The organism is Extensimonas soli (assembly GCF_029211265.1).
GTDB classification, from domain to species: Bacteria; Pseudomonadota; Gammaproteobacteria; order Burkholderiales; family Burkholderiaceae_C; genus Extensimonas; species Extensimonas soli.
In genome coordinates this window covers 59593-86088 of record NZ_JARGEL010000006.1, presented here as the reverse complement: position 1 = coordinate 86088, position 26496 = coordinate 59593, and the positions used below count along the sequence as shown (strand labels likewise).

Annotated in this window: 22 protein-coding genes; 3 read left to right on the top strand and 19 right to left on the bottom strand. The window is 66.6% G+C overall.

The annotated features are described in order from the left end of the window. Nucleotides 1–40: 40 nt before the first annotated feature. Entirely contained in the window at nucleotides 41–481 is a 441-nt protein-coding gene (locus PYV55_RS01285) for a universal stress protein (RefSeq protein ID WP_275848535.1), read from the bottom strand. A gap of 81 nt (nucleotides 482–562) precedes the next feature. Between PYV55_RS01285 and tgt the strand changes: the two genes are divergently transcribed. Further along, nucleotides 563–1735 carry a tRNA guanosine(34) transglycosylase Tgt gene (gene tgt / locus PYV55_RS01280; protein ID WP_275848533.1) on the top strand — a complete coding sequence of 391 codons (1173 nt, stop codon included), beginning with the start codon at nucleotides 563–565 and terminating at the stop codon, nucleotides 1733–1735. A 20-nt stretch (nucleotides 1736–1755) separates the two neighbouring features. Here tgt and PYV55_RS01275 read toward each other — a convergent pair whose 3' ends face one another. The 7 genes from PYV55_RS01275 to alr form a co-directional block, all read right to left on the bottom strand. Continuing rightward, nucleotides 1756–2502: an NADH-quinone oxidoreductase subunit B family protein gene (locus tag PYV55_RS01275; RefSeq protein WP_144731238.1), complete on the bottom strand. Its 747-nt coding sequence runs from the start codon at nucleotides 2500–2502 to the stop codon at nucleotides 1756–1758. A 6-nt stretch (nucleotides 2503–2508) separates the two neighbouring features. After that, nucleotides 2509–3822 (bottom strand): hydrogenase large subunit, encoded by a 1314-nt coding sequence (locus tag PYV55_RS01270; RefSeq protein WP_275848530.1) that lies wholly within the window; start codon nucleotides 3820–3822, stop codon nucleotides 2509–2511. 208 nt (nucleotides 3823–4030) lie between these two features. After that, nucleotides 4031–5473: a complex I subunit 5 family protein gene (locus tag PYV55_RS01265; protein ID WP_275848528.1), complete on the bottom strand. Its 1443-nt coding sequence runs from the start codon at nucleotides 5471–5473 to the stop codon at nucleotides 4031–4033. Nucleotides 5474–5481: 8 nt separating this feature from the next. After that, entirely contained in the window at nucleotides 5482–6129 is a 648-nt protein-coding gene (locus PYV55_RS01260) for a hypothetical protein (protein ID WP_275848526.1), read from the bottom strand. Between the two features lie 2 nt (nucleotides 6130–6131). Beyond that, a complete protein-coding gene (locus PYV55_RS01255) occupies nucleotides 6132–7076 on the bottom strand; it encodes a respiratory chain complex I subunit 1 family protein (protein ID WP_275848524.1) in 945 nt (314 codons plus the stop codon). Beyond that, nucleotides 7073–9079 carry a proton-conducting transporter transmembrane domain-containing protein gene (locus PYV55_RS01250; RefSeq protein ID WP_275848522.1) on the bottom strand — a complete coding sequence of 669 codons (2007 nt, stop codon included), beginning with the start codon at nucleotides 9077–9079 and terminating at the stop codon, nucleotides 7073–7075. The genes PYV55_RS01255 and PYV55_RS01250 overlap by 4 nt, the downstream gene beginning before the upstream one ends. 325 nt (nucleotides 9080–9404) lie before the next feature. After that, nucleotides 9405–10517 carry an alanine racemase gene (gene alr / locus PYV55_RS01245; RefSeq protein ID WP_275848520.1) on the bottom strand — a complete coding sequence of 371 codons (1113 nt, stop codon included), beginning with the start codon at nucleotides 10515–10517 and terminating at the stop codon, nucleotides 9405–9407. 138 nt (nucleotides 10518–10655) lie between these two features. Between alr and lplT the strand changes: the two genes are divergently transcribed. Then, entirely contained in the window at nucleotides 10656–11957 is a 1302-nt protein-coding gene (lplT, locus tag PYV55_RS01240; protein ID WP_275848519.1) for a lysophospholipid transporter LplT, read from the top strand. 90 nt (nucleotides 11958–12047) lie between these two features. Here lplT and PYV55_RS01235 read toward each other — a convergent pair whose 3' ends face one another. From PYV55_RS01235 to glcE, 3 genes are read right to left on the bottom strand one after another with little or no spacing between them, the layout of a single operon-like run. Continuing rightward, complete coding sequence (locus PYV55_RS01235; protein WP_345803580.1) at nucleotides 12048–13064, bottom strand: ProQ/FinO family protein; 1017 nt, start codon at nucleotides 13062–13064, stop codon at nucleotides 12048–12050. 52 nt (nucleotides 13065–13116) lie between these two features. Next, nucleotides 13117–14382, bottom strand: a complete 1266-nt coding sequence (gene glcF / locus PYV55_RS01230; protein WP_275848517.1) for a glycolate oxidase subunit GlcF — start codon at nucleotides 14380–14382, stop codon at nucleotides 13117–13119. Between the two features lie 8 nt (nucleotides 14383–14390). After that, nucleotides 14391–15587 (bottom strand): glycolate oxidase subunit GlcE, encoded by a 1197-nt coding sequence (gene glcE / locus PYV55_RS01225; RefSeq protein ID WP_275848515.1) that lies wholly within the window; start codon nucleotides 15585–15587, stop codon nucleotides 14391–14393. Nucleotides 15588–15712: 125 nt separating this feature from the next. Between glcE and PYV55_RS01220 the strand changes: the two genes are divergently transcribed. Next, nucleotides 15713–16189 (top strand): bacteriohemerythrin, encoded by a 477-nt coding sequence (locus PYV55_RS01220; protein ID WP_275848513.1) that lies wholly within the window; start codon nucleotides 15713–15715, stop codon nucleotides 16187–16189. Between the two features lie 83 nt (nucleotides 16190–16272). Here the strand turns inward: PYV55_RS01220 and gabT are convergent, their stop codons facing one another. From gabT to PYV55_RS01180, 8 genes are all read right to left on the bottom strand, one after another. Continuing rightward, nucleotides 16273–17556 (bottom strand): 4-aminobutyrate--2-oxoglutarate transaminase, encoded by a 1284-nt coding sequence (gabT, locus tag PYV55_RS01215; RefSeq protein WP_275848511.1) that lies wholly within the window; start codon nucleotides 17554–17556, stop codon nucleotides 16273–16275. Between the two features lie 84 nt (nucleotides 17557–17640). Continuing rightward, nucleotides 17641–19155, bottom strand: coding sequence for an aldehyde dehydrogenase (locus PYV55_RS01210; protein ID WP_275848509.1), 1515 nt, complete (start codon nucleotides 19153–19155; stop codon nucleotides 17641–17643). 69 nt (nucleotides 19156–19224) lie between these two features. Continuing rightward, on the bottom strand, nucleotides 19225–20658 hold the full coding sequence (locus PYV55_RS01205; RefSeq protein WP_275848507.1) for a DUF3138 family protein: 1434 nt from the start codon (nucleotides 20656–20658) through the stop codon (nucleotides 19225–19227). Between the two features lie 53 nt (nucleotides 20659–20711). Beyond that, the gene (locus PYV55_RS01200) at nucleotides 20712–21533 is read right to left on the bottom strand and encodes an ABC transporter permease (protein WP_275848623.1); all 822 of its coding nucleotides are present in this window, start codon (nucleotides 21531–21533) and stop codon (nucleotides 20712–20714) included. A 29-nt stretch (nucleotides 21534–21562) separates the two neighbouring features. After that, nucleotides 21563–22489 carry an ABC transporter permease subunit gene (locus PYV55_RS01195; RefSeq protein WP_275848505.1) on the bottom strand — a complete coding sequence of 309 codons (927 nt, stop codon included), beginning with the start codon at nucleotides 22487–22489 and terminating at the stop codon, nucleotides 21563–21565. A gap of 11 nt (nucleotides 22490–22500) precedes the next feature. Further along, nucleotides 22501–23622 carry an ABC transporter ATP-binding protein gene (locus PYV55_RS01190; RefSeq protein ID WP_275848503.1) on the bottom strand — a complete coding sequence of 374 codons (1122 nt, stop codon included), beginning with the start codon at nucleotides 23620–23622 and terminating at the stop codon, nucleotides 22501–22503. Between the two features lie 118 nt (nucleotides 23623–23740). Then, nucleotides 23741–24910 (bottom strand): polyamine ABC transporter substrate-binding protein, encoded by a 1170-nt coding sequence (locus PYV55_RS01185; RefSeq protein WP_275848501.1) that lies wholly within the window; start codon nucleotides 24908–24910, stop codon nucleotides 23741–23743. Between the two features lie 142 nt (nucleotides 24911–25052). Continuing rightward, complete coding sequence (locus tag PYV55_RS01180) at nucleotides 25053–26453, bottom strand: aspartate aminotransferase family protein (RefSeq protein ID WP_275848499.1); 1401 nt, start codon at nucleotides 26451–26453, stop codon at nucleotides 25053–25055. Between the last annotated feature and the right edge of the window lie 43 nt (nucleotides 26454–26496).

The following is a 26496-nucleotide window of genomic DNA, read 5'->3' as shown; positions in this document are numbered from 1 at the left end:
CCCACAGTCTGCGCAAGCCCGGATACCGATCACTGCACCGTCATTCCGCCGCAGGCGCGTGTTTGACGATGGTCACGGGCACCGGGCTTTCGTGTACCAGCGCCTGTGACACCGAGCCCAGCAAAGCGCCACGCAAGCCGCCCAACCCGCGTGCGCCCACGAGCGCAAGATCGCAAGCCGTTTCTTCGAGGATGTCCACGAGCGTGTTCGCAGCCGCACCCATGCGGATTTCGGTCGTGTATTCGACCGCAGCCGCATCGAGCAGCGCACGCGCCGGGGCCGTCAGGTCCATGCCGGCCTCGCGCGCGGCAGCCGCGATCAGGTCCGGGTCGCGCGTCGTGACGAGTTCATAGAGCGAGGCCGGCTCCTGCACGTGGGCGAGCACGAAGCTCGCGCGCAGACCCGCGCGCACCAGCGTGAGCGCATGGTGCACGGCGTCGAGCGCCAGTTCTGAGCCATCGACTGCTATCAAAATCTTCATTGCATTCTTTCCAAGTTTGCCGATCACGGCAGTGTAGCGGCAGGGCGCGGCGCGCCCGCCGCTCTGGGACAATGCGCCCCCATGCTGCAATTCGACCTCCTTGCCACCGACCCCGCGAGCCACGCGCGCCGCGCTCGCCTGACGCTGCACCACGGCGTCGTCGAAACCCCGATCTTCATGCCCGTGGGCACCTACGGCACCGTCAAAGGCGTGCTGCCGCAAAGCCTGCACGCCATGGGCGCACAAATCATCCTGGGCAACACCTTTCATCTGTGGATGCGCCCGGGGCTGGACGTGCTGCGCAACTTCGGCGGCCTGCATGCTTTTGAGAACTGGCACAAGCCCATCCTGACCGACTCTGGCGGTTTCCAGGTCTGGAGCCTGGGTGAGATGCGCAAGATCACCGAGCAGGGCGTGCATTTTGCGAGCCCCGTGAACGGTGACAAGCTCTTTCTCTCGCCCGAAATCAGCATGCAGATCCAGACCGTGCTCGACAGCGACATCGTGATGCAGTTCGACGAGTGCACGCCTTACGAAACCAAGGGCCACATCACCACCGAGCACGAGGCGCGCACGTCGATGGAGCTGAGCCTGCGCTGGGCGCGCCGCAGCCAGGAGGAGTTTGCGCGGCTGCAAAACCGCAACGCGCTGTTTGGCATCGTGCAAGGCGGCATGTTCGAGCACCTGCGCGAAGAGTCGCTCGCCGCGCTCGTCGCGCTGGACTTGCCCGGCTACGCCGTGGGCGGCGTGAGCGTGGGCGAGCCCAAGGAGGACATGCTGCGCATCATGGCGCACACGCCGCACCGCCTGCCCGCGCACAAGCCGCGCTACCTCATGGGCGTGGGCACGCCCGAAGACCTGGTCGAGGGCGTGGCGCAGGGCGTCGATATGTTCGACTGCGTGATGCCCACGCGCAACGCGCGCAACGGCACGCTGTTCACGCGCTACGGCGACCTGAAAATCCGCAACGCACGCCACAAGAGCGACCCGCGCCCGCTCGACACCAGCTGCCGCTGCGAGGCCTGCGCGGGCGCCTCGGGCGTGTCCTGGGACGAGGGCGGGCGCACGGGCTTCAGCCGCGCCTACCTGCACCACCTGGACCGCTGCGGCGAAATGCTCGCCCCCATGCTGTGCACCATCCACAACCTGCACTACTACCTGCAGCTCATGCAGGAGATGCGCAGCGCGCTCGAAGCCGGCGAATTCAGCGCCTTTCGTGCGCGCTTTCGGGCCGAGCGTGCGCGCGGGGTGTAGCGCCTATTTCGGGCACGCTCTCAAGGAATGCCGAGCAAATCCAGGATGCCGCAGATGAAAGTGAGCGGGTGCGGCGGGCAGCCGGGCACATACAGCGTGGGCTGGATGCGCTCCAGAAACTGCCGATCGAGGGCCGCGCTTTGCGCGAATACACCGCCCGAGATCGCGCAGGCCCCGACAGCGATGAGCAGCTTGGGCTCTGGCATGGCGTCCCAGCACAATTGCAGCGCCTGCGCCATGTTGCGCGTCAGCGGCCCCGACAGCACCAGGCCATCCGCGTGCCGGGGGGAGGCCACAAAGTCGATGCCGTAGCGGCCCAGATCGAAGTTGACGTTGCCCAGCGCGTTGATTTCCATCTCGCAGCCGTTGCAGCCACCTGCCGAGACCGAACGCAGCTTGAGCGAGCGGCCGAAGCGACTATGCAATGCCGCGGACACCTGCACCGGATCCACGTCGGGGCGCGCGGCGCTCAGCACCAAGCCGGAGCGCTGCGTGGCGGCCAGTTTGACATCGCTGCTGAAACCGATCTTGCCGCTGGGGCAGACGGCGGCGCAGTCGCCACAGAGCACGCAGCGCCCCAGATCGACCTGCACCGGCTCCAGCGCCAGCGCCTGGCTCGGACACACCGACACGCAAGCCGAGCAGCCGGCAGCACATGCGGCTTCGCCGATGACGGGCTTGCCGCGAAAGCCTGCGGCCTGCGCCGCGCGCAAATCGGCAATGTATTGCGTGCCCTGGGATCTTCGGACGGCGAGAGATTTGAACATGGGACTTTATAGATCGTTGCCGCAATACGAGAGGTCGAAGCTCTTGTTGCACAGGGGAAAGTCGGAAATCGCGTTGTCACGCACGGCCAGTGCGAGCCCGTACCAATTGGCCAGCGAGGGGTCTTGCACCTTGTAGTGGCGCAGCTCTCCGCCAGCGCCGGTCTCCAGCACCTGCACCACCGGCCCGCGCGTGCCTTCCGTCAGCGAAACGCACAAGGCCTCGGGCTGCAGCTCCGGCGGCGCTGCAAAGGAAGAAGCCTCCCTGACGCTCTGGGGTGATACACCATCCAACGCGCCCCCCTCCAGCAGCTGCAGCAGCCAGGCGACGGACTGCTCCACTTCACGCATGCGCAGAAGCACGCGCGCCCAGCAATCACCCTGCGGCTCGGTCACCAGGGGCAAAGGCGCGGCACCATATACCGGGCCCGGCAGTTCGGTGCGCACATCCAGCGCCACGCCGCTGGCGCGCGCCACCACACCGAGCAGGCCCAGGTCGCGTGCCGCCTGCGTGCTGACCGTCCCCACACCGCGCAAGCGCGCTGTGACGCTGTGCGCCGTGCGCATGCGTTCGTTGATTTCCGCAAAGTCGACGGCGAAAGCGCGCAAGGTCTGCACCAAGTCCTGGCGCAGTGCGTCGCTCAGTACGCTGGAGCGTCCCGGCCGGATCCAGCCGCGGCCGAAGCGGTTGCCGCAGACGCGCTGGGTGGCGTTGATGATGGCCGTGCGCAAGCGGCCATACGTGCTGCCGCCTTGCAGAAAAGCAATGTCCGTGGCCAGGCCCCCGAGGGTGGCGACATGTATCGCAACGCGCTCGAGCTCCAGCGCCACCGCGCGCGACAGCTCGGCGGATCGGCCCACGCTGCAGCCACTCAAAGCCTCGATGGCTGCGCAATGGCCCCAGGCATAGGCAACGGCGGAATCCCCGCAGACGGACTCCAGCAAAGGCGCCAGCGTCCAGGCCGGGCGCTGCAGCAGCAGCGCTTCGACGCCGCGGTGCTGGTAGCCCAGCTGGACTTCCAGGTGGTACACCGTTTCACCGAGGCACATGAAGCGGAAATGGCCGGGTTCGATCACGCCCGCATGAATTGGGCCCACCCCCACCTCGTGCACACTGTGCCCGCGCACCTGGAAAAACGGGTAGTCTGCCATGTGCTGCTGGCGCGTGCCCTCGAAACGCACCGGCTTGAGCCAGGGGTGCCCTTCGGGCAGCAGACCGGTCTGCTCCCACAGTTCGCGCTCGTACATCTGCGCCGCAGGATGCGCGCAAGTCAGGCTGGGGTAGCGCGCGCCGCCCTGCGCCGTGCCACGCAGTACCTCCAAGGGCCCCCCTGCAGGCTGAAAGACGGCGGTGAGAATGCAGCCAGCAGGTTCGCCGGCGCCTGCGGGCCGTCCGAACAAAGTCACCAACCGCGCTCCCGCCGCCAGCCGCTGCGTACAGGTCTGCGCAAAATCAGGCAGCGCCTGCAGCGGTATGTCCCGCAGCGTCTTCAGCGTCCAGGGCGATAAAAATGCGTGTGCAGGCATGCAACTACCCCCCGATCGACTGCGCCACGGCCCGCAACAGGCGGGTGAACGGCTCGGGCGTGTAGGTGCCGAGCATGATCAGGATGGCCACGAAGCCCAGCTTGGGCATGGTGGTCAGCCTGGGTTCGTGCGCTGTCGGCACCTCGCGCTCGGGCGCGCCCCAGAGCATGGGAAAGACGGTGCGTCCCGTGGCCACGAAGATCACCGTCAGCATCACACACATCAGCGTGAACGCCATCAGGTTGCCCGCCTGGACGATGCCCGAGAGCGTCAGCATTTCCGCCAGAAAACCCGCAAAAGGTGGAAAGCCCAGCAAGGCAAAAATCCCCACGGTAAACAGGGACCCGGAAAACGGCAGGATGCGGATGACGCCGCTCAGTGCCGCAACGTCATTGGTGCCGTAGGTGGCGCGCAGCCGCCCCGCGGTCAGGAACAGCAAGGCCTTGACGAAGGCATTGCTCACCACGTACAGCACCACACCGTAGGCGGCCGTTTGCCCTACCGACAGCCCGAGCGCGATCACGCCGGACGAGCTGATGCATGCGTAGGCAATGAGGCGTTTGTAATTGCGCACCGCCATCACCTTGACGGCCGCCACCGCCAGCGACAAATAGCCCATGACCAGCAACTCCTGCGCCACGAAGCTGAGGTCCACACCGCGGCACACCTGCAGAATGCGAAACACCGCCACCATGCTGATGTTGAACTGCACCGCCGCCAGCAAGGCACTGGTGCTGGTGGGTGCGGTCTCGTAGGTTTCCGGCAGCCAGCCGTACAGCGGCGCCAGACCCAGTTTGCCGCCCAGGCCGAAAACCATGAACGCCAGCCCCAGATGCTGCCAGCCATCGCCAGTGGGGCTGAGTGCCCCGCCCAGCGCATCGATGGCGAAGTCGATATCGACGCCGCGCAAAGAGGCCGACTGCGTCAGGCACATGAAGCCCATGAAGGTGAGCGACAGGCTCATGGCCGAATACAGCAAATAGCGCCAGGCCACGGTCCGGGGCAAAGCCGCATCCCCCCGCGCCACCAGCGGCGTAGCGCACAGGGTGCTGACCTCGAGCAAAGTCCACAACACGATCAGGTGGCTGGACAGTACCGCCAGGTTGGTCACGAGCATGAACAGCAGCGACAGCGCGGCTCTTGGCAGAAAGTCGCGCGCCAGCCGAGCCGATGTGCGCCGGCGCGAAAAAAGGTACACGCTGATGCCCAAAAACACCGTGTTCACCACCACGATGAACAGCAGCGAGGTGGCGTCGAGCACCAGATAACGCCGCGCAAAATACCGCGGCAATGTCTCCAGCGGGAACACAAGAAACACCGCCATGGAAGCCAGCCAAAGCAGCAGCGCGATGCCGACCAGCGCCAGTGGCGCCCAGGTGCTGCCGCGCGCACTGCCGGCGGATGGCGCCGCCTGCGGCATAGGAGCATGAAGTTGTGCGCTGTCCATGGCCGTATTCATGGCTCCCTCGCCACTGCGTCATCCGAAACCGCACAAGCCGCAGCCGCGGGGTCGGGCGCCGGCAGGGGCGCAGCCGGCGCGCGCACCAGCCACACTCCGACCGCCACGGTGCCCACATACAAGCCGCTGACGCCCACATGCACAGGCACGGACCAAGGCTCGGACATCAGGGACTCGAACAACGCCAGCGCGTTTTCCATGAACAGCAGCGCCACCAATTGGGCGGCCGGCTCGCGATTGGTGGACAGCAGCAGAAACGCCATCGTGCCGGTGGCCGCCACCACGCCCAAGGTCAGGGCACGCACGTCGGCACGCGCGCCGTCGCCAAACTTGAACGCCAGAATGATCAAGGCCAGGGCCACGCCCCAGATCAACAGATTCGAGGGCATCAGGTCATCGTGTGCGGCGGCCGATCCGGCCAGGGCACGGCGCAGCAAGGTCGGCACCAGCAAGGCGCGCACCAGCAGCACCTCCAGGCCGCCCGCCAAGGCATGGGCGCTCAGCACATGGTGCTGCGTGAGGCTGATCCAGCCCATGGCCAGTCCCTGCAGGCTCAGCCAAGCGGGGGCAGCGCCCGTCTTGCCGAGAAACAGCGGAACCACGGTGGCCAGCAAGAAAAGAATCAACGGCAGTCTCTCGTCCATGCTCACCTCCCTGCACCACCAGCGGCCCGCCACACCAACAGCATGCCCAGCAACGCGGCGGCCGCGGCCAGCAGCACATAACGCGGCACCCAGCGCATGGCCAGCCGGGCGGTGAGCGCTTCAATACAACCCACCACACAAGCCACCAGCAGCATCAGGCCTATGGACGCCAGCGTTGCCGCGAAGGGCTCGGCGTACACATCCAGCGGGTTGAGCAACGCGGCCAGCAAACCGGCATACAGCGTCATCTTCAGGCCTGCGGCGTACTGCATGGCCGCCAGTTCAGGTCCGCTGTGATCGAGGATCATCACCTCATGGATCATGGTCAGCTCCAGATGCGTGAGCGGATCATCCACGGGCACCCGGGCGGCCTCGGTCTGCAACAGGACGAGCAGTGCGAAGGCCAGCGGCGCCACCACCAGCAGGTAATACGGCGTGCGGTGCAAATGCCCGATCAGGCCGGCAAAACTGGTCAGCCCCGTGGCGGCAAGCAGCGTGCCGAAAAGCAAAAACAGGGCCGGTTCGGCAAACGCCGAAAACCCCGCCTCGCGTGCCGCCCCCATGCCTTCAAAGGAACTGCCCACGTCCATGGCCGAAACCATGAGCGCCAGGCGTGCCAGCCCCAGCGTGTAAGCCACCGCGATGAAGTCGTAGGCGAACTGCAGCGGAGCAAAGGGGCCCAGCATGGGCGACATGGCTGCGGCAAGCAGGTTGCACACCAGCACGACCCAGGCCCCGCTGCGAAACAGCGGACTGGCCACCACGCTGACCACCGGGCGCTTGTACAGCAGCCGCCGCAAGTCCGACGCCAATTGCAGCAGCCGCGGCCCCTTGCGTCCTGCCCACCACGATTTGGTGCGGTTGATCACCCCTGTAAGCACGATGGGCATGAGCAGCACCAGCACCCCGTGCACCAGCGCCAGCGCAGCAAAAGCCAGGGGCGTCATGGCAGCGCTCCCCTGGCCAGCACCACCAGCGCGGCAATCACCACGATGGCGGCCAGCCCCACGGCAAAAGCCAGACGCGGATCGTCCTCGTGCATTTTTTCGGACAGTTCGCTCGCAGATGCATCCCCCTGGGCGATCACCGCGTACAGGCGTCTTTCGACGGCATCGACGCAATCGACAACCACGTAGCTATCGTCCGGGAAATAAGCCCTGGGCGCTTTCTGGCGTTTGAGCATGAGCACGATGTTTTTGAAGTGCGCGGTGAAGTCCACCGAAAAACCCGCGCCGGTGTATTGCATGCGCGCTTGCGGCACGCCATAGCCGCACGCCCAGGTGGCACTTTGCAGGGGCCGGGCAGGCAGCAGCCGCTCGCGCAGCCAGAACACCGCCAGCACCACAGTCGCCAAGACGGCACCAAAAATGCCGACGTGGTTCAGGGTCTGCGCCGCCGCGTGCAGTGCCGCCACGGCCGCAGGGCCTGGTGCAGTTTGCAGGAACTGCGCGACAGGCGCCGCCACCAGGGCAAAACCGAGCCCCGGCGCCATGCCCAGCAGCACGCTGCCCACCGCATGGATGCCCATGGGAGCCAACATCCAGGCACTGGCTTCCTGGCCTGGGGCCAAGCTGGTGTCGCGCTCACTGCCCAAAAAAACCACGCCATAGGCACGGGTCATGCTCAGTACCGAAAGCGCCCCCACGAAGGCCAGCGCCGCCGCCGCCAGCACCAGCACCAACTGGGCCCCGAGAGACGGGCTCCCCTGACCCAGCAGGCCGGAATAGAGCAGAAATTCGCTCGCAAAGCCATTGAACGGTGGCAGCGCAGAAATGGCCACGCCGCCAATGAGGAAACACAGTGCCGTCACGGGCATGCGTGCGAACAGCCCGCCCAGGCGCTCGATATCGACCACGTGTTTGGCCTGATAGACGCAGCCGGCGGCATAAAACAGCTGGCACTTGAAAAACGCATGGTTGAGCACATGCAGCAAACCGCCGCCAAAACCCAGCACCACCAAGGCGGGCTGGCTCCAGCTCAGGCCCAGACAACCCAGCCCGAAGCCCATGCCGGCGATGCCCACGTTCTCCGTCGACGAGTAGCCCAGCAGACGCTTCAAGTCGCGCTGCCCCGTGGTATAGAGGCCGCCCACCACCGCCGAAGTGGCCGAGAAGGCAAGCAAAAACCAGCCCATCCATTCGTCCGGTTGTCCCGAAATGGCCAGAAAATGCACCAACGCATAAAGCCCCGCCTTGTGGATGACGCCGGACATCAGTGCCGACACGTGCGCGGGCGCCGCCGCATGCGCGCGCGGCAGCCAGGAGTGGAATGGAAAAAATGCCGCCTTCAACCCGAAGCTGGTCACGAGCAGCAAAAACACGGTGTTGCGCACGGTGCCCGGGTTGTGCCGCATCCAGTCGCCAAAATCGTCCAGATACCAGGACTGGGTGTGGGTGTAGAGGATCATCACCGCTGCCACCAGAAAAATCAGCCCCACGTGGGTGGACACCAGGTAATTGAAACCGGCAAAGCGCACCTTCTGGTTGGTGTAGTCCCAGATCACCAGCAACCAGGCCGAAAGCGCCGCAATTTCCCATCCCAGCAAAAACGTCACCGCGTGCTCGCCGGTATAGACCAGAATGAACGACAGCGAAACCATGTTCAGCAGGCCGAAATGCACCCCCAGATGCCGTGGGCTGTCGAAGTATTTGCGCAGATACCCTACGGCATACACGCTGCCCAGCAGCGTCATGGGCAGGGACCAGCTCAGAAAAAAGGCGCCCAGCGCGTCCAGATGGAAGTGCAGCGCCCCCATGGGATAGCTCCATGGCATTTGCAGCGTCAAACCGGGTGCACCGAACATCACGGGAAACACGGCCGACCACACCAGCAAGGTCGCCAAGGCCTGCGACGCAAGCCCTGCGCTCGCGCGCAGCCGGTTGCTTGCGGGCAAAAGACACAATGCGCCGCCCAGCATCAGCAGCAGCGCGGCCGCAATGAGCTGGTTCATCAGGATTGCCCTGGCAAAACGCAGGTCAATGGCTCGATGGGGGGGTTAAATGATTTCATGAGGACTCCACATGCGGCAGGAACGTCGAAAAAGAAGTTCAGCCAACGTGCGGCGGCCCACAATGGCGCAACCGCATATCGAACCGGCGACGCTTGGAGGGTGCAAGCGTCAGCCCGTAGGAATTCAGGCGGTAGGCGTGGTGCATAGGGCCGATTCTAGAACCTGTTCCTGGGAGTACCGATTCAGCGGCTGCAAGGGCCATCGTTTCGGGGGGACGTGTATCTGTATCCGCCACGTTGCGCGCGCATGGGCGTGCGGCGCGGCCTCACAAACAATCCGCCACCGGCACGCGCGGCGCGAGCGCGCACATGAGCTCGTAAGCCACCGTGCCCGCGGCGTGCGCGACTTCGTCTATGGGCAAGATCGCGCCGCCGCGCGTCGCGTGGCCCCAGAGCGTGACCTCGCTGCCAAAACCCACGTGCACGCCCGCAGCCAGCACGGGCTCCAGATCAACGGCGAGCATGTCCATGCTCACGCGCCCCACGAGGCGCGTGCGCACGCCTGCGACGAGCACGGGCGTGCCGGTGTCGGCGTGGCGCGGGTAGCCGTCGGCATAGCCGCACGCGGCCACGCCTATGGTCATGGGCGCGGGGGCAACGAAGCGCGAGCCGTAGCCCACGCTGTCGCCGGCCGCGAGCCGCTGCACGCCCATCAGGCGCGTGGCCAGCGTCATCGCGGGCTGCAGGCTCCAGTGGGCGGCGCTGCCGTCAGGATGGTCGGGCGCGCTGCCGTACAGGGCGATGCCGGCGCGCACCCAGTCGGCGCGCACTCGCGCGGCGCTCGCGTGGCGCAGGATTGCGGCGCTGTTGGCCAGGCTGCGCTCGCCCGGCAAGTCTTGCGTGGCCGCGAGGAAAGCATCGACCTGGTGCGCAATGCCGCGCGCGCCGTCGGCGTCGCTGAAGTGCGTCACGTGGCCGACTTCATCGACCTGCGGCAGCGCATTCAGCCGCGCCCAGGCGCTGCGGTAGCGCTGCGGCGTGAAGCCCAGGCGGTTCATGCCCGAATTGAGCTTGAGCCACACATGGTGCGGCTGCTGCGTCTTGTGCGCGGCGAGCATGTCGATCTGTTCGTCGCAGTGCACCACGTGCCACAAGTCCAGACGCGAGCACAGCTCGAGGTCGCGCGGCTCGAACACGCCTTCGAGCAGCAGAATGGGGCCGCGCCAGCCCAGCGCGCGCAGGCGCTCGGCCTCGGCCAGGTCGAGCAGCGCAAAGCCGTCGGCAGCGCGCAGGCTTGCATAGACGCGCTCGATGCCGTGGCCGTACGCATTGGCCTTGACGACGGCCCAGACTCTGGCGTCCTGCGCAGCCTGGCGCACACGCGCCAGGTTGTTGCGCAAGGCGCAGGGGTGGATGGTGGCATGGATGGGGCGTGGCATGGTTTTGGATGGGGCGCCGTCGGCAGCCGGGCATTTTGGCATCGCAAGCAGCGCAGCAGAGGGGCCGTGATATAACCCGCCGCGACTGAACTTTCATCCGCACCCTATGCGCTGGCCAGCGACATTTTCTTTCCTGCAATGAAGCGCGGTTTCTACACCATCATGGCGGCGCAGTTTTTTAGCTCGCTGGCCGACAATGCCTTGTTCGTCGCCGCCGTGGAACTGCTGCGCACCAACGGCGCCCCCGAGTGGGAGCGCGCTGCGCTGGTGCCCATGTTTGCGCTGTTTTACGTGGTGCTGGCGCCGTTCGTCGGTGCTTTTGCCGATGCCCTGCCCAAGGGGCGGGTGATGTTGCTGAGCAATGCGATCAAGGTGCTGGGCTGTCTGCTGATGCTGTTCGGCTCGCACCCGCTGCTGGCCTACGCCATCGTCGGGCTCGGGGCCGCGGCGTATTCGCCGGCCAAATACGGCATCCTCACCGAGCTGCTGCCGCATTCGCAACTGGTGCGCGCCAACGGCTGGATAGAGGGTCTCACGATCGCCTCCATCATCCTGGGCGTGGTGCTGGGCGGGCTGCTCGTGGGGTCGCATTTGTCGGCCTGGTTGCTGCAGTTCGACTTTCCCTTCATCGACACCGGCGTGGACACGCCGGCCGAGTCGGCCATCGCGGCGCTGATCGTGGTGTATGCGCTCGCCGCCTGGTTCAACACGCGCATTCCACACACGGGGGTGGAGATGCGCGCGCTGCGCCAGCACCCGAGGCACAGCGTGCTGCAAAGCGCCATGGCGCTGCTGCCCGACTTCTGGGACTGCAACCGGCGGCTGTGGCTCGACAAGCTCGGCCAGATCACGCTGGCCACGACCACGCTGTTCTGGGGCGTGGGCGGCAACCTCAAATACATCGTGCTGGCCTGGGCGGCCGTGGCGCTCGGCTACGACACCTCGCAGGCCTCGTCGCTCACGGGCGTGGTGGCACTGGGCACGGCCGCGGGAGCCGTGGCGGCGTCGGTGCGCATGCGCCTGGACCAGGCCACCCATGTGCTGCCGCTGGGCATAGGCATGGGCGTGCTGCTGGTGCTGATCATCTTCATCCACCACATTGGCCTGGCGGTGCCGTACCTGGTGCTGCTTGGCGCGCTCGGCGGCTTTCTGGTGGTGCCCATGAACGCGCTGCTGCAGCACCGCGGGCACAAACTGATGGGCGCGGGGCGCTCGATCGCCGTGCAGAACTTCAACGAACAAGCCAGCATCCTCGGGCTGGGCGCGTTCTACAGCCTGTCGCTCAAGCTGGGGCTGTCGGTGTTTGGCGCCATCACCGCCTTCGGCGTCGCCGTGGCGGGCCTGATGTGGCTGATCCAGCGCTGGCATGCCTACAACTGCAAACGCTACGGCGCCGAGATGGAGCAGTTGCTGCACACCGCGCGCCACGATACGCACTGAGCGCCGCAGCGCTCCTATACTGGGAGCTGCTTACGCTGGTTCAATAAGCACCAAACCCCAATTTTGCTGTAACTCTTGCGGTGACGCGCTTCACCCGGAAACCGTGCCAGCCTGCCGCCGGGCACGGCGCGCACGGACGAGCGCCTGCGTGACGCTGCGCGGCTCGAGTCCGTACATGGCGGCAAACTGCGCTTCGGCGCTGCGCTGGGTTTCTGGCGTGTGCGCCTCGGCGCTGCCCTGGCTGGTGCTGCTGGCCTCGAAGGCGCGCAGCAGGGCTTCGTCTTTGGCGTTGCGTGCCGCCCATTCGGCCAGGGCTTCTTCGAGCAAGGCGTTGGCGGCCTCGTCGCGGCTGCGCACACGCTCGGTGTAGGCCTCGCGAGTGAGGCCCGAGGCCTCGAAAGCCGCCACCATGCGCCGGCGCAGCTGGGCCTGGGCGTCGGCCGTGGCCGCAGCATCGGCGCCGGTGCGCGCCTGGCGGCGGCGGTGCACCTCGAGCAGCGCATGCAAGACATGCTCGGGCGTCAGGTCTTCGCCCGGCTGGCCTGCCAGGTCGTAGCGCTTGCCGCCCGCGGCCACGCTGTGCAGATAGCGTGTGGAGCGCGTGTGCAGGCCCAGCGCCTCCTTGAGCGCGGCGCGCTCGAAGGCGTCGGGGTGCGCGGCGATCAGGTCCTGAAAAATGCCGCGCTTGAGCGGCCGGAACACGGCGCCGAACAGCTGCGGATAGAGCGCGGCGAGCTGCTCGAGCACGGGGTGCGTGCGCCGCGGCGCGCGTGCAGCGGCTTGCTGTCCTGGTGCGGGCGCAGGCGTGGACGACGGTGCCTGCGCTTGCGCCTCGGTGGCCTCGGTGCGCCCTGCCGACTTGCGTCGCCTGCGGTGTGCACGGCCTGGGCGCTGCGCGGCGGCTTCTTCGCCAGGCGCTGCCGCTTGTGGCGCGGCGGTTTGCGGCATGGGGATCTGCGCGCCGGCGTCACTGCGCGTTTCAGGGGCATCGGGTGCGGCAAGTGCGGTAGCCACCGTGATCGTCTGGGCGGGGTCGGGCATCCCGGCCACGTTGTGCACGGGGAGCGATGGCGGGGCGATAGGGGTGTGCAGTTCTTGTTCTGGCATGGTGTCAGGCAGGGTGGCCATTTTTATGGTTGAGGGCACGGGGCGTGCGTGGTCAGGAAAGGCATTCATCGAGCAATTCGACCCAGTGGCGCACGGGCAGCTCGGTGCCGCTTTGCAGGTGCGTGATGCAGCCGACGTTGGCGCTCAGAATGGCGGCGGGTTGCAGCGTCTGCAGCTGGCCGATTTTGCGGTCGCGCAGCGTCTGCGCAGTGTGGGGTTCGAGCAGCGCATAGGTGCCCGCCGAGCCACAGCACAGGTGCGCCTCGGCAGGTGCGCGCTGCAGGCGCAGGCCCAGTGCAGCCAGCTGCGTCTCGACCACATCGCGCAGCTGCTGCCCGTGCTGCAGCGTGCACGGCGGGTGGTAGGCGTACAGCGCCGCGCGCGCCGGGCTGGCGTCCTGCATGCGTGGCTGCAGGCGCGGCACCAGGTCGGGCAGGAGCTCGCTCAGATCGCGCGCGAGCGCGCTGATGCGCGCAGCCTTGTCGACGTAGGCGGGGTCGTTGCGCAAATGGTGGCCGTATTCCTTGACCATGAGGCCGCAGCCCGAGGCGTTGACCACGATGGCCTCGACCCTACCTTGCCCGCCTTGTCCACCCTCCTCGCCCTCGGGCGCAATCCACGGCCACCAGGCGTCGATGTTCGCGCGCATCTGCGCCTTGCCGCCCTCCTGGTCGTTGAGGTGGAACTTCACCGCGCCGCAGCAACCCGCTTCGGGCGCCCGCACGGTCTGCAGGCCCGCCGCGTCGAGCACGCGCGCCGTGGCCGCGTGGATGTTGGGCAGCAGCGCGGGTTGCACGCAGCCGGCCAGCAGCAGCACCTTGCGCGCGTGCGTGCGCGTGGGCCAGGCGCCGGCAGATTGCGCGGGCGGCACCTTGGCGCGCAGCGCCGCGGGCAGCAAGGGGCGCAGCGCCCGCCCGAGCCTGAGCGCCGGCGCGAACAGCGGCGAGGGCAACCCCTCCTTGAGCAGCCAGCGCAGCGCGCGCTCGCCCAGGGGGCGCGGCACCTTGTCTTCGACAAGCTGGCGGCCAATGTCGATCAGCTGGCCGTATTGCACGCCGCTCGGGCAGGTGCTTTCGCAGTTGCGGCAGGTCAGGCATCGGTCCAGGTGCTGCTGCGTCTTGCGCGTGGGCGTGGCGCCTTCGAGCACCTGCTTGATGAGGTAAATGCGCCCGCGCGGGCCGTCGAGCTCGTCACCGAGCAGCTGGTAGGTCGGGCAGGTGGCCGTGCAAAAGCCGCAATGCACACACTTGCGCACAATGGCCTCGGCCTCGCGGCCTTCGGGCGTGGCGCGGTATTCGGGGGTGAGCTGGGTTTGCATGGTTTTTTCTAGCCGTCCAGACCCATGCGCCCCGGGTTGAAGATGCCCGCCGGGTCGAAGGCCGCGCGCACGCGCGCATGGATTTTTTGCAGCGCCGGAGATTGCAGGCCAAAAAGGTCTTTCTGCAAGTATCCACCTGCATCATGCGCTCTGAAAATCGATGCACTTCCGCCCACGGCCCGCGCGGCCTCGGCGAGCGCCGCAGCATCTGCGAGCGGCGCCTGCACCCAGCGCAGCGCGCCGTGCCATTCGAGCAGCGGCGCGCTGGCCGTGGCCGGCAAGGCGAGCACCGGCGCCGTCGCTGGCAGCGACAGGCGCCACAGCGCATGCGTGGGCGCGCGCGTGGCAAACCAAGGCAGGGTCTGCTCGCGGCAGGCCTGCCAATGCGCAGCCGCTTCTTGTGCATCGAGCCGCTCTCCGCCCAGCGTGCGGCAGGCCTCTTCGACCGCCGCCGCGGCGCCGCGCAGGCGCACATGCAGGCATCCCGGCTGCTGCATATCGCCACGACGCGCGCCATTGCCGTCGCCGCCAGCGTCGCTGTCGCCATTGCTCCCCACGGCCACCCAGCTGCTCGCATTGAGCGGCAGGGGCTGGCGCGCCCCATCGAGCACGCGCTGCAAGGCCTCGGCCTGGGTGCAGGCAAAGCGCAGCGTGGCCTCGGCCGGCGCCACGGGCAAGACCTTGAGACTCACCTGGGTGATCAAACCCAGCGTGCCCCAGGCGCCGACCATGAGGCGCGAGACGTCGTAACCCGCGACGTTCTTCATCACCTGCCCGCCAAAGCACAGCGCCTCGCCCCGGCCGTTGACCAGGTGCAGGCCCAGCACGTAGTCGCGCACGGCACCCACGCTCACGCGCGCGGGGCCGCTCAGGCCCGCCGCCACCATGCCGCCCACGGTGGCAGCAGCGCCAGCATCGGGCGCGGCAAAGTGCGGCGGCTCGAACGGCAGGCACTGCCTGCGCTCGGCCAGCGCGGCCTCGAGCTGCGCCAGCGGCGTGCCGGCCCAGGCCGTGACAACGAGTTCGCTGGGCTCGTAGCTCACGATACCTGCGAGCGCGCGCGTATCGAGCAAACTGCCCTGCAGCCCCGCCGGCCCCCGCGGGCCGTGAAAATCCTTGGTACCCCCACCGCGCAGGCGCAAAGGCGTGCGCGCCGCGGCTGCGGCGCGCACCTGGTCTATGGTCTGGCGCAAAGCTGGGTGCATGATCTTCCCGTGGGGGGTGCAATGGTAGCGGCTCGGCGGATTCCTCTGGCCTCTCGCTGGAGCGTGCGCAGCGGGGCCGCGCTACACTTTCCCGGAATCCCCGCCACAACGAGCCCCAGACCACCATGCCACCCACCGAAACCCCCGCCTCCCCCTCCGCCGAAGCCGACGCTGCGCCCATGCAGTGGAGCGACGCTTACCTGCTCGGCTACGGCCCCATGGACGCGCTGCACGAGGAGTTCGTGACCCTCGTGCACCAGTTGCAGACCGCGCCCGACGCCGACCTGCCAGGCCTGCTCGATGCCTTTGCCGAGCACGCACAGCGGCATTTCAGCGAGGAGGAAGCCTGGATGGAAGAAACCGACTTCCCGGCGCGCGGCTGCCATGCCGACGAGCATGCGGCGGTGATGAAATCGGTGCTCGAGGTGCGCGAAGTGCTCGCGCAAGGACGCAGCGACGTGTGCCGCTCGCTCGCGCAGGCTCTCGCCAACTGGTTTCCGGGCCATGCCGACTACCTCGACTCGGCGCTGTCGCACTGGATGTGCAAGCGACGCCTGGGCGGCAAGCCCGTGGTGATCCGGCGCAATCTACAAAAATCGTAGCTGCCAGCGCTTGATACACCTTGGCTTGATGGCTTTTTTGCTTATTTTTTGCCAAGGCACTCTGAACGGCGCGCGGAAATCGCTCAGGCCGCGCGCAGCGCCGCTTCGAGGATGTCCAGCGCTTCGGCAAACAGCGCGTCGGGGATGGTGAGCGGGAACAGAAAGCGCAGCACGTTCGCCTCGGTGCCGCAGCTGAGCAGAATCAGCCCGCGCGCCAGCGCCTCGGCCTGCACGCGGCGGGTGCATTCAGCGTCGGCGGCGCCGCTTGCCGGGTCGCGCAGTTCCACGGCCACCATGGCGCCGAGGCCGCGCACCTCGGCGATCTGCGGCACCTGCGCACTCAAAGCTTGCAATCGTTCCTGCAGCTGCGCGCCCAGCCGCGCGCCGCGCTCGGGGAGCCTTTCTTCGTGCATGACCTCGATCACCGCGTGCGCCGCCGCCACCGCGAGCGGGTTGCCCGCATAGGTGCCGCCGAGGCCGCCCGGCGCCGGGGCGTCCATGATCTCGGCGCGGCCCGTGACGGCCGACAGCGGCAGCCCCGCGGCGAGCGACTTGGCGCTGGTCAGCAGATCGGGCAGCACGCCGGTCTGCGCGTGGTAGTGCTCCATCGCAAACAGCGTGCCGGTGCGCCCAAAGCCGCTTTGCACCTCGTCAGCGATGAGCACGATGCCGTGCATGTCGCACAGCGTGCGCAGCCACTTGACGGCGGCGGCGTCGATGACGTTGAAGCCGCCTTCGCCCTGCACGGGCTCGAAGATGATCGCGGCGACGCGCGTGGGCTCGATGTCGGACTTGAACAGGCGCTCGAGTGCTTTTTTCGCCTCGGCAAGGCCGCCGCCCTCACGCGGAAACGGCACGTGGTAGATCTCGGGCGGGAACGGGCCGAAGCCCACCTTGTAGGGCTGCACCTTGCCCGTGAGCGCCACGGCAAACAGGCTGCGGCCATGGAAGGCGCCGTCGAAGGCGATAACGCCCGCGCGGCCGGTGTAGGCGCGCGCGATCTTGATGGCGTTCTCCACGGCCTCGGCGCCCGTGGAAAACAGCGCGGTTTTCTTCGCGAACGTGCCCGGCGTGAGTTCGTTGAGCTTCTCTGCGAGCGCCACGTAACTCTCATAGGGCACGACCTGGTAGCAGGTGTGCGTGAAGCGCTGCAGCTGCGCGGTGAGCGCGGCCACGACCTTGGGGTGGCGGTGGCCGACGTTGAGCACCGCGATGCCGCCGGCAAAATCGATGAAGCGGCGCCCCTCGACATCCCAAAGCTCGGCGCCTTCGGCACGCGCGGCAAAAAACTGCGCCATCACGCCGACGCCGCGCGGCGTGGCCGAGGCCTTGCGCGCCAGCAGTTGTTCATTGCGGGAGTGGTTCATGGGGAATTCCTCGTGAAGAATACAGGAGCGGCAGGAGTGGCCAGCGCGGCGCAGCGCAGGCCCCGCGATCAACAAAAAGCGCCCTCAGCGCGGCGCGATGCGCATCCAGGTGGTTTTGAGCTCGGTGTATTTGTCGAAGGCGTGCAGCGACTTGTCGCGTCCGTTGCCCGACTGCTTGACGCCGCCGAAAGGCACGGTGATGTCGTCCTCGTCGTACTGGTTGACGTGCACCGTGCCGGCCTGGAGCGCGCGCGACACGCGCACGGCGCGGTCGAGATTGCGCGTCCACACCGCCGCGTGCAGGCCGTAGGTGGAATCGTTGGCGATGGCGATGGCTTCTTCTTCGGTGCGAAAGCGCAGCACCGCGAGCACCGGGCCGAAGATTTCTTCCTGCGCGATCTTCATGCGCTTGTGCACTTTGTCGAACACCGTGGGCGCGACGAACTGGCCGCCCGTGTGCTCGAGCACGCGCGTGCCGCCCACGAGGCATTGCGCGCCTTCGGCCAGGCCCGACGCGATGTAGCCCAGCACGGTCTGTGTCTGCGTGGCATCGACGAGCGCGCCGAGCGTGGTCTGCGGGTCGAGCGGATCACCCGGCGCGTATTGCGGCACCTGCGCCAGCAGTTTTTCAAGAAAGGCGTCGGCGATGTCCTCCTGCAGCAGCAGGCGCGAGGGCGCGTTGCAGCTCTCGCCCTGGTTGTAGAACATGCTGCCCGCGGCCGTGGCGGCGGCGCCTTCGAGGTCGTCGAAATCGGCAAACACGATGTTCGCCGACTTGCCGCCGAGCTCGTTGTAAATGCGCTTGAGGTTGCTGCGGCCCGCGTATTCGAGCATGCGCCGCCCCGTGCGCGTCGAGCCCGTGAAGCCGATCACATCGACGTCCAGGTGCAGCGCGAGCGCCTCGCCGGCTTCGTGGCCGTAGCCCGGCACCACGTTGAGCACGCCCGGCGGCAGCCCGGCTTCGAGCGCGAGCTCGGCCATGCGCAAGGCCGTCAGGGGCGACTTTTCGCTTGGCTTGAGCACCACCGAGTTGCCCGCGGCAAGCGCGGGCCCGAGCTTCCACGCCGCCATGAGCATGGGGTAGTTCCAAGGCACGATGGCGCCGACCACGCCCGCGGGCTCGCGCGTGACCAGCGCCAGCGCGCTGTCGGCCGTGGGTGCGATTTCGTCATAGACCTTGTCCACGGCCTCGCCGTACCACTGGATGCAGCGCGCCGCGCCGGGCACGTCGGCCGAGAGACTGTGCTGGATGGGCTTGCCCATGTCCAGGGTTTCGAGCAGGGCGAGTTCCTCGCGTGCCGCGAGCATGGCGGCGGCAAAGTCTTGCAGCACTTTTTTGCGCGCGGCCGGCGACTTGCCCGCCCAGCGCCTATCGACGAAAGCGGCGCGCGCAGACGCGACGGCGCGGTGGATGTCCGCCGCCTGGCCGCGCGCCACGCGCGTGAGCACGCGGCCGTCGAGCGGCGAGATGCAGTCAAAGCACTGGCCGTCGGCTGCGTCTTCACGCCGGCCCTCGATCCACATGCGGCCGTCGATGCCGCGCGCGAGCAGCTCGGCCGCACGCGCGTGCCAGAAATCACGCGAGGAAGGGGCGTTCATGGGACATCTCCAGCGAGTTCGAGTCGGCCAGTTGCCGCAACGGGCAACCGACGGGACTTGGCAAACCGATCAGAAGCTCACGACCACCGAGGCCGCGAGCAGGTTGTTGTATTTGCGGTAGCTGCCGTCGGAGGTGTTGAGGAAGCTCGCGCGGCTCGCGCGGTCGTAACGGTATTCGAGCTTGAGCGAGGTGGACTGGTTGTAGAGGTAGTTCATGCCCAGCGACAGGGCGTAGCGGTTTGCGCCCGCGTTGCTGTCCCCGGTCACCCATTCGCCGGTGAGCGGATCGCGCACATAGCCGGGCCCGAAGCCGTTGACGCCGTTGAAGCCCTGCCCCGAGCTCGACACGTTCATGTAGCCGCCGGGCAGGCCACCGCCGTTCTTCTTGTTGTTGAGGTAGTCGGCGCGCGCAAAGCCGAGCCAGCGCGGGCTGAAGTTGTAGGTCATCATGCCCGAGAGGCCCCACCACTTCGCGGTGTCGCCGTTGTAGGCCGCACCGGTTTGCTGGCCGTAGCCGATCTGGCCGTAGTAGCCCCAGTCGCCCTTGGCGACGAAACCATCGACCTCGAACATCGCAGCCGACGAAGTGCCCGTGCGGTACAGCGCCGTGGCACCGTCGGCAGGGCTCACGTTGGCGTTCGGCAGCTTGCCCACCATGCCCCAGAAGCCCACGCCCGCGTTGTCGTAGCCGGGGATGGCGTAGTCGGCCCGCACCACCGCGGCCGGCGCGCGTCCGCCGTTGCCGCTGTAGTAGTAGCGCGGGGAGTTCATGTTCGCCAGCATGGCCTTGACTTCCCACTTGCCGCGCACCATGTCTATGCCCACCCCGGTGTAGGACGTGAGCTCGGCAAAGTCGAACAGCAGGTTGTGGGTGATGGGCTTCATCTGGTTGCCCCAGGTGGATTCGTAGCCCTCCCAATCGGGAATCTGGCCGGCGATCAGGCGCGTGGTCTTGTCGCCTTCGAGCGGGATCGAAACCGAGGCCTCGTGCACGATGGAACTGCCGTTGGAGATGGCGCCCGCGCCGCGGTCGGGCGCGAGCACCAGCGTCCACTTGGTGCCTTCTTCGGTCTCTTTGGCGAACGAGATGTAAGCGCTGCCGAAATACGAGTTGTCGTAGTTGTAGATCGTGCTGTCGCCCGCGGCACCGTTGGAGCGGTTCAGGAACACGAACGAGCCCGACTGCTGCGCCTGGTTGTAAACGTACGCGGGCGCGATCATGCCGGTGATCGTGAGCCCCCGAAAGCCCGAGGTTTCCAGCGCCTGCTTGACGCCGCTGAGCTGCACGTCGGCGCGGTCGGCCGTCTGGCCGGCCTCTGCGGTGGCGCGCTGGTTTTCCTCGATCTGCGTTTGCTGGCTCTTGACCTGCGCTTCGAGCTGCTGCACCTTGGCCTTGAGCGCCTCGATCTCGCGCAGGATATCGGCGTTGGTGTCGGCCCGCGCCAGCACGGGCTCCAGGCCGAGGGCCAGGGTCAGAATGGAAAGACGGAACTTGTGGTGCATGGTTTTTCCCTCGGCTTGGTGACAAAACAGTGCGGCCAACGCATGAAAACGCGCTATGCGCCGGCTTGCAATTCCATTTCCTGGCGGTAGGCCGCCGCGCTTTCCTGTGCGCGGCGGCGTTCGCGCCGCGCCATCCACAGACTGCTGACCACCACGGCGACGATCACGAGGTACACCGTGACGGCGCCGATGACGTTGATTTCGGGGTTCAGGCCGAGGCGCGCGCGCGAGAAGATCACCACGGGCAAGGTGGTCGCACCGGGGCCGGAGAGGAACGCCGAAATGACCACTTCGTCGAGCGAGAGCGAAAAGGTCAGCAGCCAGGCCGACACCAGCGCCTGCGAAATGGCGGGCAGCGTCACGAGCATGAACACCTGCAAAGGGCGCGCGCCCAGATCCATCGCCGCCTCTTCGACCGAGCGGTCCATTTCCTTGAGGCGCGACTGGATCACCACCGCTGCATACGAAACGCACATCATCGTGTGCCCGATGAAGATCGTGAAAAAGCCTTTTTGCGGAAAGCCCAGCGCGGCCTGCACCGTGACGAAAAAGAGCAGCAGGGCGAGCGCGATCACCACGGTGGGCATCACCAGGGGGATGTTGATGAACAGATTGAGCAGGCCCTTGCCCCAAAAACGCTGGTAGCGCGTGAGCGCAAAGGCCGCAAACGTGCCGAGCACGATGGAGGCGCAGGCCGTGGCCAGGGCCACCTTGAGCGACAGCCACAGGCTGCTGAGCACGGCTTCGTCGTGCACCGTTTCGGCGTACCAGCGCAGCGTCCAGCCGCCCCACAGCGTGACCATGCGCGAGTCGTTGAACGAATAGACGACCAGCACCACGATGGGCAGGTAGAGGAACAGATAGACCAGCGCCATCCACACCGAAGAGAAGGCAAACACCCGCTTCACGATGCAGCCTCCATGACCTTGGTCTGGTAGCGGTGGAAGAAGGCGATCGGCACGAGGATGAGCAGCACCATCACGATGGTCACGGCCGCGGCGCGCTGCCAGTCGAGGTTGAGGAAGAACTCGTTCCACATCACGCGGCCGATGTTGAGCACCGAGGGGCCGGCGAGCAGTTCGGGGATCACGTATTCGCCCACTGCGGGGATGAACACGAGCAGCGAGCCCGCGATGATGCCCGCGCGCGACAGCGGCACGGTCACGAGCCAGAAGGTCTTGAGCGGCGTCGCGCCCAGGTCGGCCGCGGCTTCGAGCAGGCGGCCATCGAGCTTCACGAGCGTCGCATAGAGCGGCAGGATCATGAACGGGATGTAGCCATAGACCATGCCGACCATGAACGAGAAAGTGGTGAACATCATGCGCAGCGGCGCGTCGATGATGCCGGCCCAGAGCAGCCATTGGTTCACCAGGCCGTTGATGTCGAGCAGGTTTTTCCAGGCGTAGATGCGGATCAGAAACGAGGTCCAGAACGGCAGCATCACGAGCATCAGCAAGGCCGGGCGCACCGATGGGTTGGAGCGCGCGAGAAAGTACGCGAACGGGTAGCCGATCACCAGGCACAGCAGCGTGGTGAGCAGCGCATAGCCGATCGAGGACAGGTAGGTCAGCAGGTAGAGCTGGTCGCGCAGCAGCGCCGCAAAGGCGCTGAAGCGCAACTGGATGTGCAGCACCTCATCCTGGAAAGACACCAGCGGCTCGAAGCCCACGCCCAGCTCGTTGCTGGCCGACAGGCTGATCTTGAGCAGGATGAAAAAGGGCGCGAGCAGGAACACCACGAACCAGAGCTGCGGCAGGCCGATGACGGCCAGGCGCCCGGCATGGAAAAACCGCCTGCGCCGGTGCACTGCGGGGGCTTGGACATCTTCCATCGCAAGTCCCTTCAATCGGCAATGACCATGGGCGCGGTGTCCGACCACTGAGCCGTCACGGCGTCGCCCACCTCGAAGGGCTCGGCGTGGCGGTCGGTGTTGGCGACCGTGACGCGCAGGCGCCGCTGGTTGGGCAGCTGCAGCTCGTAGGCTGTGTAGCTGCCCATGTACGAGCGCGCGGCGATCTGCCCCTGCACGGCGTTGCTGGATGCCGCCTGGTGGCCGTCCTGGAGCGTGATTTTTTCCGGGCGCAGCGCCACCACCAGCGCCATGCCCAGCGGGCCCGTGATGCCGTGCCCGATGCGAAACAGCGCTTCGTCGGTCTGCACCTCGCAGTAATCGGGCTCATCGGTCACGAGCTGGCCTTCGAACAGGTTCACGTTGCCGATGAAGTCGGCCACGAAGCGGTTCTTGGGGTGCTCGTACAGCTCGCTGGGGGTGCCCAGCTGCAAAAAGCGCCCCTCGCGCATCACGGCGATGTGGTCGGCCATGGTCATGGCTTCTTCCTGGTCGTGCGTGACCAGCACACAGGTCACGCCCACCTTGCGCAGGATGTGGACGAGTTCGAGCTGGGTGCGCTCGCGCAGTTTTTTGTCGAGCGCCGCGAGCGGCTCGTCGAGCAGCAGCAGCTTGGGCCGCTTGGCCAGGCTGCGCGCGAGCGCCACGCGCTGCTGCTGCCCGCCCGAGAGCTGGTGCGGCTTGCGCTTGGCGTAGGGGCGCAGCTGCACGAGCTCGAGCATCTCTTCGACGCGCTGCGTCAGCGCGGCCTTGTCCATGCCGTCGCGCCGCAGGCCAAACGCGATGTTGTCGAACACCGTGAGGTGCGGAAACAAGGCGTAGGACTGGAACATCATGTTGATGGGCCGCTCGTAGGGCGGCAGTTCGGTGATGTCCTCGCCCGCGAGAAAGACGCGCCCGCTGCTCGGCGTCTCGAAGCCCGCAAGCATGCGCAGCAGTGTGGACTTGCCGCAGCCCGAGGAGCCGAGCAGCGCAAAGATTTCGCCCCGCGCGATGTCCAGGTCGATCTCGTGGACCGCGACGACCTCGCCGAAGCGTTTGCTCACGGCCGCGATGCGCAGGAAGGCCTCGTCGGCTTGCGCCGCGCTTGCGGCTGCAGTGCTGGTTTGAGCCATGGTGTGATTTCGTGATCCCATGCCGTGCAGATTGCAGGTGGCTGCCGGTTCGGCTGCGTGCGCAAGCCGTGCCGCACGCCCGCGCCCGAGCGCTGCAGCCACCCCCTCTTTTTCTTTTTTACAGCCCCGTCTTGAACTTGGTGTACAGGCGCGTCACGAGGCGGCGTTCCTCGCTGCTATAGACCTTGGGCGCAATGAGCTTGCCCATCATCTCGGGCGTAAGAAAGACGTAGTCGTTGTCTTTCACGCGCGGCAGCACCATGGACACGGATGCGGGCACCGGGTTGGCGTAATACACGGTGTTGGAATCGGCCGCGACGACCTTGGGCTGCAGGCGGTAGTTGATGAACTTGTGCGCGTTCTCGGCGTGCTTGGCGTCGGCGGGGATCGCCATGGTGTCGATGAAGATCACGGCGCCGTGCGTGGGCGGGAAGACCTTGACGTTCACGCCGTTCTTGGCTTCCTTGGCGCGGTGCGCGGCGATGCCCATGTCCCCCGACCAGCCGAGCGAGGCGCAAAGGTTGCCGCCCGCAAGGTCGTTGATGTAGCCGCTCGAGGAAAGCTGGCTCACGTTGGGGCGGATTTTTTGCAGCATCTCCCAGGCCTTCTGGTAGTCGGCGGGCTTGTTGCTGTTTTGCGGGATGTGCAGGTAGTTGAACGCCGCCTCCATGATGTCGCCGCCGGAGTCGAGGAACGAGATGCCGCAGCTCTTGAGCTTGTTGGAATACGTGGGGTTGAACACCAGCTCAAAAGGGTTGTCGGGCATGGGCGTGTCGCCCAGGGCCTTTTTGACCTTGTCCACGTTGATTCCCACGGTGGTGTAGCCCCACATCCACGGAATCAGGTATTTGTTGCCTGGATCGACGACCGCGAGCTGCTTCATCAGGTTGGGGTCGAGGTTCTGGTAGTTGGGAATCTTGGACTTGTCTATGGGCTGGAACAGGCCGCCCTTGAGCTCGACGGCGCCCCAGTTCGACGAAGGCACGACGATGTCGTAGCCCGTGTCGCCTGCGACCAGCTTGGCGAACAGCGTCTCGTTCGAGTCGAAGGTGTCGTAACGCACCTTGACGCTGGACTGCTTTTCAAAATCCGGAACGGTGGTCGGGGCGATGTAGTCCGACCAGTTGTAGATGTTCAGCACGTTGTCCTGGGCCTGCGCAGGCGCTGCCGCAAGCATTGCCAACGCCGCTGCGCTCGCCGTGAAGGTGCCCAGCAATTTGCGCGCCAAGGATGTTTGGGGTTTCTTGCCAGCCGCAAGCGGCCGGGGGGGGTGCGTAGAACAGGACATCGAAACTCCTCCAAAAAGGGGTGGGCCGGCAAAAGGTATGCAATATGGATGCCAATCGGAAGCCATCGGAAGCCATCGGAAGCCATCGGAAGCCATCGAATCAAGAATCTTTCTCAGCGTCACACATCGGCACAGGGCGGGTTTATATCAGCCCGTCCGCACGCAAACCAGCCCATGTGTCATCCAGGCTACGGCGGATGCGGCGCACCATTTCGTCGATGTCCTCGTGCGTCATGACGAGCGGCGGCGCGATGATCATGCGCTCTTCGACGGCGCGCATCACCACGCCGTTTCGGAAGCAATGGTCGCGGCAGCGGTAGCCCACGCCGAGCTCGGCATCGAACAGGGTGCGGCTGGCCTTGTCTTCGTAGAGCACCAGCCCGGCCACCATGCCCAGCGACTGCACGTCGCCCACGAGCGCATGGTCGGCGAGCGTGCCGAAAGCGCGCTCCAGATAGGGCGCCAGGTCTTGCGCCACGCGCTCGACCACCCCCTCGGCACGCATGGCCTGCACGTTGGCCACGGCGACGGCGCAGCAGGTCGGATGGCCTGAGTAGGTGAAGCCGTGCTGGAACTCACCGCCGCGTTCGATCAGCACCTTGGCGATGCGCTCGCCCACGAGCACGCCGCCCAGCGGCAGATAGCCCGAGGTGACGCCCTTGGCAAAGGTGATGAGGTCGGGCCGCGTGCCTATGTGCGGGTGCTGGCAGCCGAACCAGTGGCCCAGGCGCCCGAAGCCGCAAATCACCTCGTCGGAGACGAGCAGGATGCCGTAGTGGTCGCAGATGCGCTGCACTTCGGGCCAGTAGCTCGCGGGCGGAATGATGACGCCGCCTGCGCCCTGCACCGGCTCGCCAATGAACGCGGCGACGTTTTCGGGGCCGAGCTCGCGAATCTTGGCCTCGAGCCACGAAGCCGCGCGCAGGCCGAAGTGCTCGGCGCTCTCGCCCGCGTGGCCATGCTGGAGCTGGTAGGGCTGGTCGATGTGCACTATGCCGGGAATCGGCAGGTCGCCCTGCGCGTGCATGCCGCTCATGCCGCCCAGCGAGGCGCCGCCCAGCGTGCTGCCGTGGTAGGCGTTGTGTCGGCTGATGATGGTCTTGCGCTGCGGCTGGCCCAGCAAGTCCCAGTAGCGGCGCACCAGGCGGATGATGGTGTCGTTGCCCTCGGAACCCGAATTGGTGAAGAACACATGCTGAAAACCGGGCGGCGCGATTTCGCTCAGCAGGGCGGCGAGCTCGATTGCCGGCACCGTCGCCGTCTTGAAGAAGGCGTTGTAAAACGGCAGGGTCTGCATTTGCCGCGTCGCGGCATCGACGAGGTCCTGCCGGCCGTAGCCGAGGTTCACACACCACAGGCCCGACATGCCGTCGATGATCTCGTTGCCGTCGGAATCCCAGATGCGCACGCCCTCACCGCGCACGATGATGCGTGTGCCGCTGGCGTTGAGACTTTGCGTGTCGGTGAAGGGGTGCAGATGGTGCGCGGCATCTTGTGCGCGCAGCGTGGCGGTGTCGAAGCGGGGCAGGTCGGAAGACGGCATGGAAAGCTCCAGCAAACAGGAAGAAGGGCGCGGGCGTCAGAAC

Bases quoted from the DNA above. Each gene is read 5' to 3' on its own strand.
- PYV55_RS01260 (WP_275848526.1), bottom strand. From the start codon at position 6,129: ATGGACGAGAGACTGCCGTTGATTCTTTTCTTGCTGGCCACCGTGGTT.
- PYV55_RS01180 (WP_275848499.1), bottom strand. From the start codon at position 26,453: ATGCCGTCTTCCGACCTGCCCCGCTTCGACACCGCCACGCTGCGCGCA.
- PYV55_RS01195 (WP_275848505.1), bottom strand. From the start codon at position 22,489: ATGGAAGATGTCCAAGCCCCCGCAGTGCACCGGCGCAGGCGGTTTTTC.
- PYV55_RS01235 (WP_345803580.1), bottom strand. From the start codon at position 13,064: ATGCCAGAACAAGAACTGCACACCCCTATCGCCCCGCCATCGCTCCCC.
- tgt (WP_275848533.1), top strand. From the start codon at position 563: ATGCTGCAATTCGACCTCCTTGCCACCGACCCCGCGAGCCACGCGCGC.
- PYV55_RS01200 (WP_275848623.1), bottom strand. From the start codon at position 21,533: ATGGCGCTGGTCTATCTGTTCCTCTACCTGCCCATCGTGGTGCTGGTC.
- glcF (WP_275848517.1), bottom strand. From the start codon at position 14,382: ATGCAAACCCAGCTCACCCCCGAATACCGCGCCACGCCCGAAGGCCGC.
- PYV55_RS01190 (WP_275848503.1), bottom strand. From the start codon at position 23,622: ATGGCTCAAACCAGCACTGCAGCCGCAAGCGCGGCGCAAGCCGACGAG.
- PYV55_RS01285 (WP_275848535.1), bottom strand. From the start codon at position 481: ATGAAGATTTTGATAGCAGTCGATGGCTCAGAACTGGCGCTCGACGCC.
- PYV55_RS01220 (WP_275848513.1), top strand. From the start codon at position 15,713: ATGCCACCCACCGAAACCCCCGCCTCCCCCTCCGCCGAAGCCGACGCT.
- PYV55_RS01255 (WP_275848524.1), bottom strand. From the start codon at position 7,076: ATGACGCCCCTGGCTTTTGCTGCGCTGGCGCTGGTGCACGGGGTGCTG.
- PYV55_RS01205 (WP_275848507.1), bottom strand. From the start codon at position 20,658: ATGCACCACAAGTTCCGTCTTTCCATTCTGACCCTGGCCCTCGGCCTG.
- alr (WP_275848520.1), bottom strand. From the start codon at position 10,517: ATGCCACGCCCCATCCATGCCACCATCCACCCCTGCGCCTTGCGCAAC.
- lplT (WP_275848519.1), top strand. From the start codon at position 10,656: ATGAAGCGCGGTTTCTACACCATCATGGCGGCGCAGTTTTTTAGCTCG.
- PYV55_RS01185 (WP_275848501.1), bottom strand. From the start codon at position 24,910: ATGTCCTGTTCTACGCACCCCCCCCGGCCGCTTGCGGCTGGCAAGAAA.
- PYV55_RS01250 (WP_275848522.1), bottom strand. From the start codon at position 9,079: ATGAACCAGCTCATTGCGGCCGCGCTGCTGCTGATGCTGGGCGGCGCA.
- PYV55_RS01210 (WP_275848509.1), bottom strand. From the start codon at position 19,155: ATGAACGCCCCTTCCTCGCGTGATTTCTGGCACGCGCGTGCGGCCGAG.
- gabT (WP_275848511.1), bottom strand. From the start codon at position 17,556: ATGAACCACTCCCGCAATGAACAACTGCTGGCGCGCAAGGCCTCGGCC.
- PYV55_RS01265 (WP_275848528.1), bottom strand. From the start codon at position 5,473: ATGGACAGCGCACAACTTCATGCTCCTATGCCGCAGGCGGCGCCATCC.
- glcE (WP_275848515.1), bottom strand. From the start codon at position 15,587: ATGCACCCAGCTTTGCGCCAGACCATAGACCAGGTGCGCGCCGCAGCC.
- PYV55_RS01275 (WP_144731238.1), bottom strand. From the start codon at position 2,502: ATGTTCAAATCTCTCGCCGTCCGAAGATCCCAGGGCACGCAATACATT.